Annotated in this window: 12 protein-coding genes; 9 read left to right on the top strand and 3 right to left on the bottom strand. The window is 36.9% G+C overall.

The window, feature by feature from the left end; all coding sequences use genetic code 11:
* Positions 1 to 6 precede the first annotated feature (6 nt).
* Both IGJ76_RS11535 and IGJ76_RS11530 read left to right on the top strand, forming a co-directional pair.
* On the top strand, positions 7 to 3,159 hold the full coding sequence (locus IGJ76_RS11535) for an AAA family ATPase (protein ID WP_413127086.1): 3,153 nt from the start codon (positions 7 to 9) through the stop codon (positions 3,157 to 3,159).
* A 16-nt stretch (positions 3,160 to 3,175) separates the two neighbouring features.
* Positions 3,176 to 6,370 (top strand): SNF2 helicase associated domain-containing protein, encoded by a 3,195-nt coding sequence (locus IGJ76_RS11530; protein ID WP_430596633.1) that lies wholly within the window; start codon positions 3,176 to 3,178, stop codon positions 6,368 to 6,370.
* A 110-nt stretch (positions 6,371 to 6,480) separates the two neighbouring features.
* Here the strand turns inward: IGJ76_RS11530 and IGJ76_RS11525 are convergent, their stop codons facing one another.
* Positions 6,481 to 7,188, bottom strand: a complete 708-nt coding sequence (locus tag IGJ76_RS11525) for an HAD family hydrolase (RefSeq protein ID WP_067483023.1) — start codon at positions 7,186 to 7,188, stop codon at positions 6,481 to 6,483.
* Between the two features lie 767 nt (positions 7,189 to 7,955).
* Here IGJ76_RS11525 and spxA point away from each other — a divergent pair.
* The 4 genes from spxA to pepF all read left to right on the top strand — a co-directional run bounded on the left by spxA (position 7,956) and on the right by pepF (position 12,356).
* A complete protein-coding gene (gene spxA, locus IGJ76_RS11520) occupies positions 7,956 to 8,354 on the top strand; it encodes a transcriptional regulator SpxA (protein ID WP_067483021.1) in 399 nt (132 codons plus the stop codon).
* Positions 8,355 to 8,645: 291 nt separating this feature from the next.
* A complete protein-coding gene (locus IGJ76_RS11515; RefSeq protein ID WP_071868922.1) occupies positions 8,646 to 9,302 on the top strand; it encodes an adaptor protein MecA in 657 nt (218 codons plus the stop codon).
* A 116-nt stretch (positions 9,303 to 9,418) separates the two neighbouring features.
* On the top strand, positions 9,419 to 10,435 hold the full coding sequence (locus IGJ76_RS11510; RefSeq protein WP_430596632.1) for a competence protein CoiA: 1,017 nt from the start codon (positions 9,419 to 9,421) through the stop codon (positions 10,433 to 10,435).
* Between the two features lie 109 nt (positions 10,436 to 10,544).
* Positions 10,545 to 12,356, top strand: coding sequence for an oligoendopeptidase F (gene pepF, locus IGJ76_RS11505; RefSeq protein WP_071868924.1), 1,812 nt, complete (start codon positions 10,545 to 10,547; stop codon positions 12,354 to 12,356).
* A gap of 198 nt (positions 12,357 to 12,554) precedes the next feature.
* Here the strand turns inward: pepF and IGJ76_RS11500 are convergent, their stop codons facing one another.
* Positions 12,555 to 13,232, bottom strand: a complete 678-nt coding sequence (locus IGJ76_RS11500; RefSeq protein ID WP_086270670.1) for a ClpXP adapter SpxH family protein — start codon at positions 13,230 to 13,232, stop codon at positions 12,555 to 12,557.
* A 118-nt stretch (positions 13,233 to 13,350) separates the two neighbouring features.
* Positions 13,351 to 13,926: a CYTH domain-containing protein gene (locus IGJ76_RS11495; RefSeq protein ID WP_071868926.1), complete on the bottom strand. Its 576-nt coding sequence runs from the start codon at positions 13,924 to 13,926 to the stop codon at positions 13,351 to 13,353.
* 132 nt (positions 13,927 to 14,058) lie between these two features.
* Here IGJ76_RS11495 and IGJ76_RS11490 point away from each other — a divergent pair, with 132 nt between their 5' ends.
* The 3 genes from IGJ76_RS11490 to IGJ76_RS11480 are packed head-to-tail and all read left to right on the top strand — an operon-like array spanning position 14,059 to position 16,440.
* Positions 14,059 to 14,745, top strand: a complete 687-nt coding sequence (locus tag IGJ76_RS11490; protein ID WP_067483009.1) for a GTP pyrophosphokinase — start codon at positions 14,059 to 14,061, stop codon at positions 14,743 to 14,745.
* Positions 14,742 to 15,539, top strand: a complete 798-nt coding sequence (locus IGJ76_RS11485) for an NAD kinase (protein WP_067483007.1) — start codon at positions 14,742 to 14,744, stop codon at positions 15,537 to 15,539. The genes IGJ76_RS11490 and IGJ76_RS11485 overlap by 4 nt, the downstream gene beginning before the upstream one ends.
* 1 nt (position 15,540) lies before the next feature.
* Positions 15,541 to 16,440 carry an RluA family pseudouridine synthase gene (locus IGJ76_RS11480; protein WP_067483005.1) on the top strand — a complete coding sequence of 300 codons (900 nt, stop codon included), beginning with the start codon at positions 15,541 to 15,543 and terminating at the stop codon, positions 16,438 to 16,440.
* Positions 16,441 to 16,447 lie beyond the last annotated feature (7 nt).

Genomic DNA, 16,447 nt, shown 5'->3' with positions numbered 1-16,447 from the left:
TCAGTGATGAAACCACAAAAATTACGATTAAAAAACTTTGGTCCCTTTATTGATGAAACCATTGATTTTTCGCTTTTGACTGAAGCACCACTATTTTTGATTAGCGGTAAAACAGGTGCAGGCAAGACGACAATCTTTGATGGGATGACCTATGCTTTGTTTGGAGAAACTTCAGGGCGACTGCGCTCGGGAAAAGAGATGCGTTCATTATTTGCGACACCGGCAGAAGAAACCAGTGTCACTTTTTCGTTTGAACATCAGAAGCTAACTTATGAAGTCACGCGCAAACCTGAGCAAGTGCTGGCTAAGTTAAAAGGCGACGGAAATCGTAAGCAATCAGCGAAAGTTTCCTTAACAATTTTTAACGAATCAGGAAAAGAAGTGCGTCAATTAACGAAACGCGGGGAAGTCGACGAGCTGATTAAAGAACTCTTGCACTTAGATGCTAAGCAATTTTCACAAATCGTACTATTGCCGCAAGGGGAATTTCGTAATTTTTTGATTTCATCTAGTAGCGAAAAGGAAGTAGTACTCCGTAATTTATTTGGTACGCAGATTTTCCAACAGTTCAATGAAATTTTAAAAGAAAAAGCCAAGAAACAACAAAAAACGCTTGATTACTTAGAACAAGAATTATTGCTTTTACAAAAACGTTTTGTTTCTCTAGAAGAACGAGATTTTTCTGATCTGAGCTTTGAAGAAGTGATGCAGTGTTGGACAAAAGAACAGCAAGTGTTAGCAGAGAAAATCCAACTCGTTCAACAACAGTTGAAAAAAGAGCAAGTTGTTCAAGGAAAGCTAGAAAAAGAGTATTACCAAATCCAATCGGTACAAAAACAAAGAGCAGAAAAGCAAACGTTACTCGAAAAAATGGGGAATTTGCTTGAAATGCAAGACGAAATAACAGAAAAAAAACAATGGATTCGTTATTATGAGTTTGGACAACGTTTGCTTGATCCTGTATCACATAACAAAGAATACGAAAATGAACGGAAATTGCTTCTTGAAGATGAATTAAAGCAGAAAGAGCTGTTGGACGAGTTACAAGAAGAACTCACGCAGTGGAAAGAAAAAATCGAAGAACGGCAAAACTTGCAAAAAGCAATTGAACGGTTAAATGATGACTATCAAGAAAAGAAAACATTGCTTCCTCGTGTCAAAGAATACACCGAACAAGGCAAATCACTTCGATTGATCGATGAAGAACTAGCCATAGCTACACAACAGTTAAAGGACTTTCAACAGCAACAAGGGGTATTGAATATACGCGAACAAGAAATAACGCAACTACTAGCAACACAAGAAGAACTAGCAAAGCAACAGCTTGCATTCGCAAACTTGCAGCAACAAAAAAGAGAGTGGGAAAGTGCACAACAAGTGACACAAAAACTTGACCAACAAAAAACAAAGAGCCAGAAACAACTAGCTCAGTTAAGTAGTGAAGCCACAGAAATTCAAGAGAAACGAAAAAAACATCAAGTGAAGATTGCCCAACTTAAAAGTCAGTGGGCGAAACAGCAGATTGCTCGATTGCAATTATTACTTTTGCCAGGGGAACCTTGTCCTGTCTGCGGTTCAGTAGAACATCCTCTAGAAAATACCAGTCATGAAGTACCTGAACAACAAGCTGTACAACAGCTAGAAAAAGAGCTAGCAGATGCGGAAGCCTATGCAGAATCGTTAAACCAACGTCATGGTCAAAATGAAGCGTACGTAGCTAAACTTGAACAACAATTGGCAAAAGAAGAAAAAGAGTTAGCTGATTCATTGATAAAAGTAACAACTTGTGAACAAGCATTGAGTGAATCATTACAAGATTTTCCTTTGGCCGAGGATGCATCAAACATAACGATTACCAGTGAACAAATATCAGATTTGTTCACTAAGATTGAACAAAAAATAATTCAAGAAGAGCAAACGTTGGCAAAAGCCAAGATTGAGCAAGTAGCCCTGCAAGTAAAATTTGAAAAAAATCGCCAAGCAGTTGAAGAACAACAAAAAATTCAGACAGATTTATTGGCGAAATACCAGCACAGTATTGGTCAAATGGAAACATTGAAGAAACAATTAGCAACAGTTGAAATTGATACACTGGAAGAAGTTGTCCAGCAGCTGGCTCAACAGATAGAAGAGCAAAGTAAACAACTAGCTCAAGAAAAAGCAGTCGGAGATAAACTCAATCAATCCATTGAGGTAACGAAAGCGCAACTTAGTCAAGTAACAGAACAATTAGCAAAATTGGCTATCAAACAAATGAAAACAGAAGCAAAAATTCAGGATTTGTTAGCCGAACAAGAGTATTTTAATTCAGCAGATGAAGGAGTGTCTTTTGCTCAGCAACAAGTTGAATATGAGGAGTACAAAACGATTGTCGCAACATATCAAGAAGAGCAATTGATTACGAAGGCGAAACTAGCACAACTAGAGTCGGTGGATTTGTCAGTTGAAGTGCCAGAGGATACCCATTTAGCTGAACAGATTGCGCAAGGAAAGCAAGTAATTGAAGAACAGCAAACGGCACTTTATAAAATCCAAGAGCAACAAGAAAATAATCAAGCGATTGTGACGGAATTTGCAGCACTTTATCAAACAAGTCAAAAGCAACTGGATGAGTTGGCACAGCTACAACAGCTTTCGCAAACAATCAATGGGGAAAACGTGAAAAAAATCAGTTTAGAAAGATATGTACTTCAAGTGTACTTACAAGAAGTACTCCAAGTTGCCAATACTCATTTACAACGTCTAACGAAAAATCGGTATCAGTTTGAGTTAGCCGATTCAGTTGGGAGCTATCGTGGCAAAACTGGATTGGAAATCAACGTGTATGATGACGAAGCTGGGATGACGCGAAGTGCGCACACCTTGTCTGGAGGAGAAAGTTTCATTGCTGCTCTCTCGTTAGCATTAGCGTTAGCCGAAGTCATTCAGGCACAGTCAGGCGGAATTACCGTTGAGGCGTTATTTATTGATGAAGGTTTTGGCTCATTAGATGAGGAAGCACTAGAAATGGCAATGGAAGCTTTGGAAACGATTGAAAGCGAAGGAAGGATGATAGGAATCATCAGTCACGTCAGAGAACTAAAAGAACGAGTGTTACAACAAATAAGAATTGATGCAAAAGGTAGTGGACAAAGTACCGTTCGCTATCATCTTGGATAAAGGGAGATTGATAACGATGAAATGGAGTATTCCGGAAAAAGTGATTGAACGCGGACGCAAATACTTGCAAGAAGGTCGAGTGTTATCGGTTGTTCCTGATCAAGAAAATATCGTATGGCATGCTGAAGTATTAGGTAGCGAATTGTACATGGTCGATTTAGATGGCACAGCAAAGGAAGTTGATTATTGCCAATGTCCTTATTGGGAAGAGCATCATTATTGTAAGCATACGGTGGCTGTTGAATTATATCTACGTTCGAAAAATGTTTCCCGAGTGATGAGAAAAGACCAGCCAATGCTTGAACCAGTTCGAACAGTTAGTGAAGGTGAGATTTTAAGCAAAGGGTTTGCGCGTTTACAAACGAAACAAACAACGCGTGCAATCCAGCCGTTAATTGTTGAGTATCAAGTTGAAGCGATTGAAACAAATCAATACCATCCAGAACTATCATTACTAGCAGTTTCTTTGAGAATCGGCTACTTAAAAGCACCTAAGAAAACCTATATTGTCAAAAATATTTATGATTTTTTGCAAGCTTATACCGAAAATGAAGCTTACACCGTAAATAAACAATATCAATTTGAATTGAATAAACGCGCGTTTCAAGGAGAAGATCAAACGATTTTGAGCTTATTCGCTGGAACGGCACAAACACAACAACTACTGGGCGTCAGCGGTCTGCAAGTCAAAGGGAAATTAGATAAGCGATATTTGATGTTACCCGTAGAGCAAGCAAAATATTTGTTGGAGCAGATGAATCAAACAACCCGTTTACAAGTGATAATTGATCAACAAACGTATCAGGGAATTGAATTTTCAGATCAAGAAAAGCCACTGCATTTTAAAGTAGTTAAAGAGGAAGATGCGTATCTATTACGTGCTGAAAATACATTTGATTTATTTTTTACTCACTATCAATGGGGAATGATGCAAGGAACGTTCTATTCCTTAACGAAACAACAGCAAACCATCTATCTTACCTGGCAACAACTAATGAAGCGTTTTGAAACACCTCAAGTCAGATTTGAAAAACAACAACTTTCTTCACTGTTTAAAGAACTGTTGCCTCTGTTAACCCAAATTGCAGAAGTGGAAGTGACAGAAGAGGTGGAATCGGAAGTTGCAGATATCCCTGTTGAATTCGTGTTTTTCTTCCGGAAATCCAAAGGGAAAATTCAAGCGCGAATTGATTTTATTTATGAAGATGTCATTTATTCAACTGATGAGAAGCATGAAGTACAATCAGACTCTTCTCGTGAAATTTTACGAGATCAAGCACAAGAACAACGAGTGATTGACTTATTCAAGATGTATCACTATCAAGAAAATGAAACAGGTTATGAGCGGGTGTTGCCTGCGGGGGAAGAATTATACGCATTTTTCAGAACAGAATTAGCTGTTTTTCGCCAGTTCGGTGAAGTACGAATTGGAAAAAAATTACGTGAATTATATTTAGATGCCCAAAAGCACCAACCGCAAATCGAAGTGACTGAAACAGGTTCATGGTTAGATATCCGGTTTGATGTCACAGGAATCCAGGAAAAAGAGATCGATCATGTGCTACAAAGTTTGTTGCGCAATGATGCGTTCTACACGTTGGAAAATGGACAAGTTTTATCTTTTGACTCAGAAGAATTTCAACAAACAAGTGAGGTTTTGCGTCAGTTAAGAGAATCAATTCGTTCGGAAGCAGGAACGATCCATGTACCTAAAAATCAAGGCCTGATTGTTCAAAGCCAATTATCAGGAAGTCGAACAACCTTTAGCGATTCTTTCAAAAAAATGGTACAAGATCTGATCCAACCAGAAAACTATGAAGTGGCGTTACCTGAGGGACTGAATGCGAAATTGCGCGATTATCAAAGACAAGGGTTCCAGTGGTTAAAAATGCTCGGTCATTATCAATTTGGTGGAATTTTAGCTGATGAGATGGGGTTAGGTAAAACGCTACAAACAATCGCTTTTTTACTTTCAGAAAAAGAAGAAAAGAATGGGTTATCTGCACTGATTGTTGCTCCTGCAAGTCTGATTTATAATTGGCAAGCAGAAATCAGAAAATTTGCGCCTTCTTTAAGTGTTCAAGTGATAAATGGAAATAAAAAAGAACGGGAAACACTTCTTAAAAATGACGTTGATATTCGCGTAACTTCTTATGCAAGTTTGCGACAAGACGTTGCTGATTATCAAGAAATGTCGATTCAATATTTGGTTTTAGATGAGGCACAAATGGTAAAAAATAGTAGTACGAAAACGGCGCAAGCCTTGAGAGAACTACAAGTTCCACAACGATTTGCACTGAGCGGAACACCAATTGAAAATAATTTAGAAGAACTATGGTCATTATTTGCGACAATCATGCCTGGTTTCTTTCCAAATCGAACGAAATTCAGAGAACTTTCGACAGAAGAGATTGCACAAATGATTCGTCCGTTTGTCTTGAGAAGAGATAAGCAAACGGTGCTTCAAGATTTGCCAGAAAAAACGGAAATGAATTTATATTCTGCTTTAACAGAAGAACAAAAAACGGTTTATCTTGCTTATTTGCGCCAAATGCGTGAAGAAGTAGCTTCAATGGATACAGAAGCATTTAAGAAAAATCGGATTGGAATTTTAGCTGGCTTAACACGCTTACGCCAAATTTGTTGTGATCCACGCTTGTTTATTGATGATTATCAAGGTGGGTCAGGAAAATTAGAACAAGTGAAAGATATGTTAGTAGCTGCCAAAGAAAACAACCGACGTGTATTACTCTTCTCTCAATTTACTGGGATGTTGAGCATCTTGGAAGAAGAGCTGGCAGAGCTAGGAATGACAACTTTCTATTTACGTGGAAGTACAAAACCACAAGATCGTTTAACAATGGTTGATGCTTTCAATGACGGTGAGCGAGATGTCTTTTTGATTTCATTGAAAGCTGGTGGGACCGGACTAAATCTGACAGGAGCAGACACCGTTATCTTGTACGATTTGTGGTGGAATCCCGCAATCGAAGAACAAGCAGCCGGACGGGCACACCGCATTGGTCAGAAAAACGTGGTGGAAGTTTGGCGAATGATTGCTGAAGGAACGATTGAAGAACGAATGAACTCTTTACAAAAAGAAAAACGAGAATTGTTCCAAAAAGTAATTCAAGGAAACGAAGAACAATTGACGAAGCTAACGGAAGACGATATTCGCATGATTTTAAGTGTGGGTGAATTGGAAGAGTAGGACTCAAAAAAAGTGCGGATTTAATCCGTTTTTTGAGAAAAAATTTGCCTAATTTTTTGCTAACAAAAATACTCAGGACAAACTACTTGTCCTGAGTATTTTTAACTTGATTAAGCAAAGACAGATTCCATTGTTTCAAGTAATTGATCGAATGAACTAATTTCGATGTCTGAAACAGGTGTTGTATCAATCGTTCTTCCACGGTGATTAAACCAAAGAGAATGCCAATCTGCACGATGCGCGCCAAGAACGTCATTGTCATAGTTGTCACCAACGTAGAGTGTTTCTGCTGGTTCCATTGAAAATGTTGCGGCTGCTAATTGGAAAATTTCTTTTTCAGGTTTTTGAAAACCAGTTGCTTGAGAAACAATCATATTTTTAGTTGGAATCCAATTTGCTAATTGTAGCTGGCTTAATTTTTTTGATTGGTGATCTGTTGGACCGTTCGTGATAATACCCATAGGTACGTGTTTTTCTTTTAGAAAGTCGAGTGTTTTGCGAACCTCATCATGTAGACAAATATTGTTTAGTTCGTCTTCATATACTTTTTGGAAAAACAAACCATCTTCTTCAGTAATATGTGGATAGTCTAAATCTTTTAGCGACTGGCTAATCCGATGTGCCCGCATATATTCTAATGTCCATTCCCCAGCCATCACTTTTGGGAAGTTTTCATCACTATGATGACGGAAACGAATATATAATGGATGCATATCTTCATCTGAAACCAGCGGAACCACTTTATTCACCGCATTTTTAAATGGTTGTTGTTGGTCATACATTGTATCGTCAACATCAAATACAACAGCTTTAATCAAATCTTACACGCCTTTCGATTTTCATTTGTTTTTTCACAAATCCTTCATCATTGTATCAGAAAAAAATCTCGATAAACGTTGATAATAAAGGTTTTTATTACTGTATTTTCTAGTTGTTGTTGTAGCAACGTTTTTAAATTTCAGTTTTTTTCACCAAAAATGATATAAAAAAAGAAAAAGGTGACCAGAACAATCAATTAAGCTTTTTTGAGATTTTTTTGAGAGATAATTTTTCTTTTAAATCTAAAGAAATTGTTTAGAAATCAAATTTTGATACAGTAGCAAAATTTTGCAGGAAACTTTAAATAACACTATCTTTATTTTTAATTTAGAATAATTTTAATTACTTGTTTTTTATGTTAACAGTGTTGTTATTTAGTACAGATGAAATAGGCGTTATGTTAAACTTTTTTTATCGACTGTTGAATAGGCTTAATTGATTTCGTAGGAATAAAAAACATATTTGATCTAATGTATCCGATTTCTTTTTGCTTTAGTGATTTTAAAATAGTACAGTTTTTCAGGCTGTTTAATTTTGCAATAAAATTGCAAAATGATTGGAGTTTTCTCATTTTTAAATGTGTATCAAAATGAAAAACCTTGCTTTAACTGTAAAAAAACCTTAGATAACATTCATTTTTGAAAAAAAATATAAAAAAAAAGGTAGCTATTTAATTTGCGATTAGGTATAATAGAAACAGATGGAAGATGAAATGAGTCTTCTGTTACAAAAATGTGATGATTTTCACGAAAAGGAGTGGTGCACGTTGTTAACACTATATACTTCCCCAAGTTGTACATCCTGTAGAAAGGCTCGTGCGTGGCTGCAAGAGCATCAAATCCCATTTGTTGAGCGTAATATTTTCTCTGAACCGTTGAATAGCGCTGAATTAAAAGCTATTTTACAAATGACAGAAGATGGTACAGAAGAAATTATTTCAACGCGATCAAAGGTATTTCAAAAGTTGAATATGGATTTAGATGAGCTACCATTGCCAGAGCTACTAGACTTAGTTCAAAAAAACCCTGGATTGCTTCGTCGTCCAATTATGATTGACGACAAACGTTTGCAAGTTGGCTTCAATGAAGATGAAATTCGCCGTTTCTTACCACGCGATGTTCGCCAATTAGAGTTACGTCAGGCCCAGTTAATGGCTGGATTATAAAAGATTATCAAACTTGGAAGACTGTCTGTAGATGGTCTTCCAAGTTTTTTGTTATAATAAAAAATTTGGCTGATATTTTTAGTTCAAGGATTATGGTTATTTATTTGTGATTAGATAAGAAATCATTACACAATTATAAAAAATAGCGTAGGGTGATTGTTTCAGTAGCTGTTTCAATAAAGAAAAATTTTTTAACTTTCTATTGGTAAAGTAAGGTTTTTCTTTACATTTAACTGGTTTTCGCTACAATGAAGCTATATTAACCGTTGCGGCAAAGTGAGGTGTTGCGAAATGGAAATGGAACATATCAATGAAAATACCATCCGCGTATTGATTGGTCATGAAGATTTAGAAGAACGAGGTGTTTCTTTTTTAGATTTGTTGGGTAATCACAAGGAGATAGAGAATTTCTTCTATAGTATTTTAGAAGAAGTCGATATCGAAGAAGAATTTCGTGGAAGCGAAGCTGTGACTTTCCAAGTTTTGCCAAAGGGTGATGGGCTAGAATTATTTATTAGTAAGAATTTGCCTGATGAAGAAATGATTCAAGCACACGATGGTCCGATTGACTCAGATGATGTTAGTGAGTTCTTGCGCCAACAAATGATGGATGATTATGATGAACCCAAAGATGCGGAAGATGAGCCTGTAAAAGCAGATGAGAGTCGTGCGATTTTTGTGTTTGATGATTTTGAACAAATGATTCAGTTGGCTCAAGATGTGCGATTAGAGTCTGCTTGGACAGATTTATATTTGTTTGACGAAAAGTATTATTTATCGGTACATTTTTGGCTCGAAAATCTTAACCAAGCAGATGTAGAAAATCAAATTGCGAGAATTCTTGAATTTTCTAAGAAGAGTGATCGAACTGCAGACGCGTTGAGTGAGCATGGAAAATGTTTAATGGAACGAAATGCGATTGAACGCACTAGATTTTATTTCAACTAAATATTGTCATTGGAAAAGCCATTGTTGATTGCATATCAACAATGGTTTTTTTTGCAAAAAAAAAAATCATTGAAAATCGCGTAACTTTTTTTGAGAAACAAAAAAGGGAGAGTACAATGTTGTGTGCAATCAATCAATATGGAAAAAGATTCATTGCTAGTCAAGCTGTGAAACAAGAAATTTATTTTTGTCCAGGCTGTCGGTTGCCGGTGATTTTAAAACAAGGAAAGCAAGTTCGCGCACATTTTGCACATAAGAAAAGTAGTGTATGTCAAGTTTTTAGCGAAGCAGAATCAGAGGAGCATGTATTCCTGAAAGAAGTCTTCTATCAATGGTTAAAAAAATTCGCTGAACAAGTAGAAATAGAACCTTATTTGTCTGAATTAGCCCAAAGACCAGATTTACTTAGCGAAAATTTTGCATTTGAGATTCAATGTTCACCATTAGCTTATTCACGATTTATTGAACGAACAACGAATTATCAGCGTAAGCAGTTCACCGTTTGGTGGATTCTTAGCAGTAGTTTGATTAACAAAAAGTTGTTAGCAGGCCCCAAATTATCACAATTAGTGAAAGGTGCTTGCCGCTATGACGAGCAACGACATGTTCATTTTTGGGCGGTGGATAGACACACAGGAAAGTTGTATCTTTATCATGAGTTGACGTTGTCTGTCGCTCAGGAAATCAGTTATCGGGTAATGGAGTGGTCATTTTATACTTGTTCTTTAACTAAGATTCTGACCAATCAGTTGGTTAGTGACACACAAATCGTTGCTAGTCGAGCTAAAAAAGAAATTTATCAGGAACTTAATCGGCAATTGCGCCGGAAACAAGATACTCTTTTGCAAGTTCAAGAGTTTTGTTATATGAGAGGAAAGCATCTTCTCTATCTTTCCTCATGGATCTATCAGCAAAGTGCATTTTTCTTTTTCTTTGGGACAAACGTGCTTGTGTATCGAGTGCTATTTGAGGAAACGTTGCAGGAAAAACGACTGCTTCATTATCTTTGCTGGCGTGAAAAGCTTGAAGACGTGGCCCCAGAGTGGTTGTTTCCGTTGATTTCGAAAGAACAAACGTATTGGCGATTTTTTGAAGAGTGTTGTGACCTATGGAAAAAGAAAGTGGATAACTAAAAAGTTAAAAAACTTTTGTTAGAATATTTAGACGAATTTAAGCAAGAAGCTTTTGTCTGAGAAAATTTGTGATAAGATGAAGAAAGATTAAGAAAAAGGAGTCGATTTCATGAGTGAAACAACCCAATTACCGAATCGCGAAGAACTATCTGAAAATTTAACTTGGGATTTGACGAAAATTTTTGCAAATGATCAAGAATTTGACGAAAAATATCAAGAACTATCTGAGGAACTGACACAGGCAGAAAAGTATAAGGGAACGCTAGCTAACGGCGCAACCGCATTTTTGAATGCGCTTGAGTTTGTTTTAGATGTTTATCGTAAAATTGAAGTGTTATACGTTTACGCTCATTTGAAGAATGATCAAGATACTGCAAACACGACATATCAAGCTTTGCATTCACGTGCGGGTAGCTTAATGGCAAAAGTGGGTGAATCAGTTTCTTGGTTGGAACCAGAAGTTCTCCAATTATCAGATGAAACGATTTGGAGTTACTTTGAAGAAGAGCCAAAATTAGAAATCTATCGCCATTTTGTTCAGCAAATGGTAGATAATCGTGCGCACGTCTTATCGGCTGATCAAGAAGCACTTTTAGCTGGTGCTGGAGAAATTTTTGGTGCATCAAGTAGTACATTTTCCGTATTGAATAATGCTGATTTAGTTTTTCCAACTATAACAGGAGAAAATGGCGAAAAAATCCAACTTTCTCATGGGGTCTATGGTCAGTTGTTAGAAAGTACAGATCGTTCTGTACGAGAAGCGGCATTTAAAGGACTATATGAAGTATATGAACAATTTAGAAATACTTTTGCTTCGACTTTGAGTGCACACATCAAAGGGTACAATTTTAAAGCGAAAGCACGTCATTATCATTCTGCTCGTGAAGCTTCTTTAAGCAACAACCATGTGCCTGAAAGTGTATATGATACATTGGTTGAAGTAGTGAATAAGCATTTGCCATTATTACATCGTTATATGGAATTGCGTAAACGTTTATTAAATGTTGAAGAACTACACATGTATGATTTGTATACTCCGGTATTAGGGGAAGCGCCAATCAAGTTTTCTTATGAGGATGCAAGAGCAAAAGCCTTAGAAGCTTTACAGCCAATGGGTGAAGAGTACATGGCAGTTGTTGAAGAAGCATTTGCTGATCGTTGGATCGATGTGGTTGAAAACAAAGGAAAACGCAGCGGAGCGTATTCTTCAGGAAGCTATGATACGAAACCATACATTTTGTTGAATTGGCATGATACACTAGATCAATTATTTACCTTAGTTCATGAAATGGGTCATAGCGTGCATAGTTTCTTTACTCGTTCAAACCAACCTTATGTTTATGGAGATTATTCAATTTTCTTGGCAGAGATTGCTTCGACAACAAATGAAAATATTTTGACTGAGTATTTGTTGGAAACAGAAACAGATCCTCGTGTGCGTGCATACGTGTTAAATCATTATTTGGATGGTTTCAAAGGAACAATTTTCCGTCAAACACAATTTGCTGAATTTGAACATTTTATGTATGTTGAAGACGCAAAAGGTGTGCCATTAACAAGTGAATATTTAAGTGAAAGTTATGGAAAATTAAATGCAAAATATTACGGACCAGCAGTAGAAGAAGATCCAGAAATCAAATATGAATGGTCACGGATTCCACATTTCTATTATAATTACTATGTTTTCCAATATGCGACAGGATTTTCTGCAGCGTCTGCATTAGCGAAGAAAATCTGGGCGAAAGAACCAGATGCGTTAGGTAACTACCTAGCTTATTTGAAAGCAGGAAACAGCGATTATCCAGTGGAAGTAATGAAAAAAGCAGGTGTTGATATGACGCAAGCAGCTTATATTGAAGATGCAATGGCGATGTTTGAAAAACGTTTGGATGAATTAGAAGCATTGATTGATGAGTTATAAAAATCAAGAGGGTAAAGAATGTTTCAAATGAGAAAACGAATTTTTCGTGTGCAGATACAAAAAAAGAATTTATGAAGCTGAATAAAGAGTCTCGACTTTTGTCGAGGCTCTTTATTTTTAGTGAAATAAAAAACATCCAAAACAGAATATTCAATCTGTCTTGGATGTTAAATAGATCTTATTTGTTTTGAATAAAAGTTAATTTGAAAGTAAAGATAAGTGGCTTGCGCCAGTTGTAAATTTTGAACCAGTTGTATGTAATTGTTGACCAGTAAAAATTTGATAGGATTCATCAGTTACTTTACAAAGTTCTTGAATACGGTGAGCAGTATTTGTCCCTTCGACTAAAACGCCGAAATCACAATCATATGCGTAGTTATAAACAACCGCGGAAGGATGTTTGGTAATCCCCATCTCTCGAGCGATTTTCTGATCAGAGAAAAAAGCTTCCTTTACAAATTCAGATTGACGGTCTTCTTTGAACATTGCTAAATCTCCACCAATAGACGCAAAAAGTTCCTCAGATAAAGCTTGTGAATAAGGAATATCTTTACAGCCTACAGCTTCTTGCAATTTAATCAAAAATTGACGTCCTTTTTTCTTTCCTTGAAACTGTGCAGCTTTACAATCAAGTGATGCAGAGTAGATTGTTGAAAATAAATTATTACGTTCTTCTAAATCTTGACGATCAATGCCTCGTGTTTGCATGACATCCCCGATTATCTGCAAGTTAACTAAAGGTAAAAAACGAAATTGAACTTTTTTGTTTTTTAGATTTGTCGTCCCATATTCTTCTTCGATGAACTGTAACAGCTGCCGTTCCATATTAAAACAGTATTTCCCCAAAGGGTTCACGAAAAGATAAATTTCGATCATATGAATCTCCCCCAAAAATAGATTCTATATAATTAGTGAATACTTTCATCCACAGACTATAACTTAACAGAAAAGGCGCAAAAAATGAACTCATGCGCCTTGTGAAAATGAAAGAAATCTAATTTTTTGCCTCAATCATTCGATGGATTTTATTTTTCGCCGGACGATAAGGAAGGTTGAAAGAACTTAGAAACTGCAAAAAATCAGCGCTTGTAGTAGTCGTGTCCTGTACTTCGAGCTCTAATTCATAGTCATGTAAATTCTGTGCCCAACTTTGATCGATAGCTAAGAGGCCTTCCTTTATGTGAAACTCTGCACGTTTAGTCGTTAACTCTCCAGTTTTGATGAGTTGAGAGGAGTGAATGCCAAGATCAATTAACTTTTCAAAGACGTGACCTGTGATTGGTAGCACATTTGATTGGAGGATGTCGTCAGCACAAGCTTTGGTTAGTGTATCAGTTGTTTCTAAAAGTCCAGATGTTGTTGGCGTTTTTAATGTGTATTCTGCCAAGTCCTCATATCTTCGGATGCGTAGTCCACAATTTTTTGCTTTTAATTGAAAATCAGGTGTGTCAAAGTAACTGTTTGTTTGCGTTTTAAAATCGGTTGCTGTCAATTGATAATGGGTAATCAATTGTTGATATTCTGATTGAGAAAGCATTGTTTTGAATTCAATCTCTAAATTTTCTGCCATGTTATTCGCCCCTTTTTCTTTATTTTGCCTAAATTTTCTTTTCTGGTCAATGAAAGGGTGAACGATTACGGAAACTCTTGGTTGTATGGTAAAATAGGCAATGAATGTCAGTGCAAAGTAGAGGTATGAGTTATGGAACGAGATTGGGAAACATTTTTAGCACCATATGAACAAACTGTATCAGAATTGAAAGTTAAGTTACGTGGGATTCGTAAACAATTCCGTGAACAAAATCAACATGTGCCAATTGAATTTGTAACTGGTCGTGTGAAACCAGTCGATAGCATTGTAACAAAATCTCAGTTACGACATATTCCAATGGGACGGTTAGAAGAAGAAATGTCCGATATTGCTGGGTTACGTATTATGTGCCAGTTTGTCGAAGATATCCACCAAGTTGTGGAAGTGATTCGTAACCGTAAAGACATGAAGGTAATTCAAGAAAGAGACTACATTACGAATAAAAAAGCGAGTGGGTATCGTTCCTATCATTTAGTAATCGAATATCCTGTTCAGTTGATTAGCGGCGAAAAGAAAATATTAGCTGAAATCCAAATTCGAACATTAGCGATGAATTTTTGGGCAACAATTGAACATTCGCTAAATTATAAATACCAAGGCGTCTTTCCAGAAGAAATGAGTGAACGATTGCAACGTGCCGCAGAAGCTGCCTATCAATTAGACGAAGAAATGTCTAATATTCGTGAAGAAATTCAAGAGGCACAGCGCCTATTTTCTCATGGTCGAGGAAAATCAGATGATGTTTATTATCGAACATTGCTGGATAAAGAAGATGAGAAGCAAGGAGGCAACGAATGAAAGTAGCCATTGTTCATAATAATGAAGCAAAAACATTAGAAGTTACCGAACGGTTGGTTGCTCTTTTAACGCAAGCTGGTATCAAAATCAATGAAAAAAATCCAGAATTGGTGATTTCGGTTGGAGGGGATGGAACGTTACTTTCGGCTTTTCATCGGTTTAATCATCGGTTGAATGAAGTTCGCTTTTTAGGTGTGCATACTGGGCATCTTGGTTTTTATACAGACTGGCGCGATTACGAACTAGAAGAGTTAGTCGATAGTTTATTGACGACGCGCGAACAAAGTGTTAGTTATCCGTTACTCGATGTGCGAATTAGTTACACAAATGATCAACCAGATAAACATTTTTTTGCATTGAATGAATCAACAATCAAACGTGCGAACCGGACGATGGTTGCTGATGTGTATATCAAAGATGAATTGTTTGAAAGTTTTCGTGGTGATGGTTTGGCGATTTCGACACCGACTGGCTCTACTGCGTACAATAAAAGTATTGGTGGAGCGGTTATCCATCCTAGTATCAATGCCTTTCAATTAACAGAAATTGCCTCTTTGAATAATCGTGTTTTTCGGACGTTAGGTTCCCCCATTGTAATTGGGCAAGATGAGTGGGTTGAAATCAAGTTAGAAAATACAGAAGATTATTTGGTGACAGTTGATCAATTGGACGTGGCAAAGGGACACATTCATTCAATTTATTACCGAATTGCGAAAGAACGCATCCATTTTGCTTCTTATCGACATATGCATTTTTGGCATCGCGTGAAGGATGCCTTTATTGGTGAGGGATAGTATGCAGTTTACATGGGTTTATCAAAAGGAGCATCCGCAACAAGTAAAATATTTCTTGAAAGAACAAGGGATTTCTAAAGGTTTATTAGCAAAAATAAAATTCCAAGGCGGCGAAATCAAAGTCAATGACCAAGTCGAAAATGTCTTGTTTTCTCTGACAGACAATGATAAGGTAACCATTGTGATTCCCGCTGAAGGAGAGCATGAAACGGTTCTTTTAGATGAGACACCAATCGACATTGTTTTTGAAGATGAACATGTTTTGGTAGTCAATAAACCAGCGGGTGTTTCTTCGATTCCGGCACAATACCATCCTAATGGTACGATGGCGAATCGGGTCAAAGCGTATTACAAAAAACAAGCGTATGAAAACCAAGTGATCCACGTAGTAACCAGATTGGATCGAGATACATCTGGATTGATGCTATTTGCCAAACATGGTTTTGCTCATGCCAAGTTGGATACGCAACTTCGAGAAAAGAAATTTACGAAGAAATATCAAGCATTAGTTAGCGGAAAAATGAATGAATTACAAACGCATGGACGCATTGAATTGCCGATTGCGAGGGACTATACTTCGTTACTGAAACGAACGATTTCCCCAGAAGGTCGAGCTGCGGAAACAGAGTATTGGCTTGATCAAGCTTTTTCAGATGCAGCGTTAGTTGATATTCAACTTCATACAGGGCGTACGCATCAAATTAGGGTTCATTTTGCTGCAATAGGTTGTCCTTTGTTAGGCGATGATATGTATGAGGGACGCATGGATTTGGGTATCCAAAGACAGGCGCTCCATTGTTATGATTTACGCTTTTATCATCCTTTTACTCAAGAATTATTAGAATTTAAGCAGCCACTAGCAGAAGATATGGCGGCAGTGATCAAACGTTTTAAAGATTAAGGTGAGG

The organism is Enterococcus sp. DIV0175, assembly GCF_050529075.1.
Lineage (GTDB): Bacteria > Bacillota > Bacilli > Lactobacillales > Enterococcaceae > Enterococcus_B > Enterococcus_B thailandicus.
The sequence above is the reverse complement of the archived record's forward strand: the minus strand, read 5'-3'. Positions and strand labels throughout refer to the sequence as shown.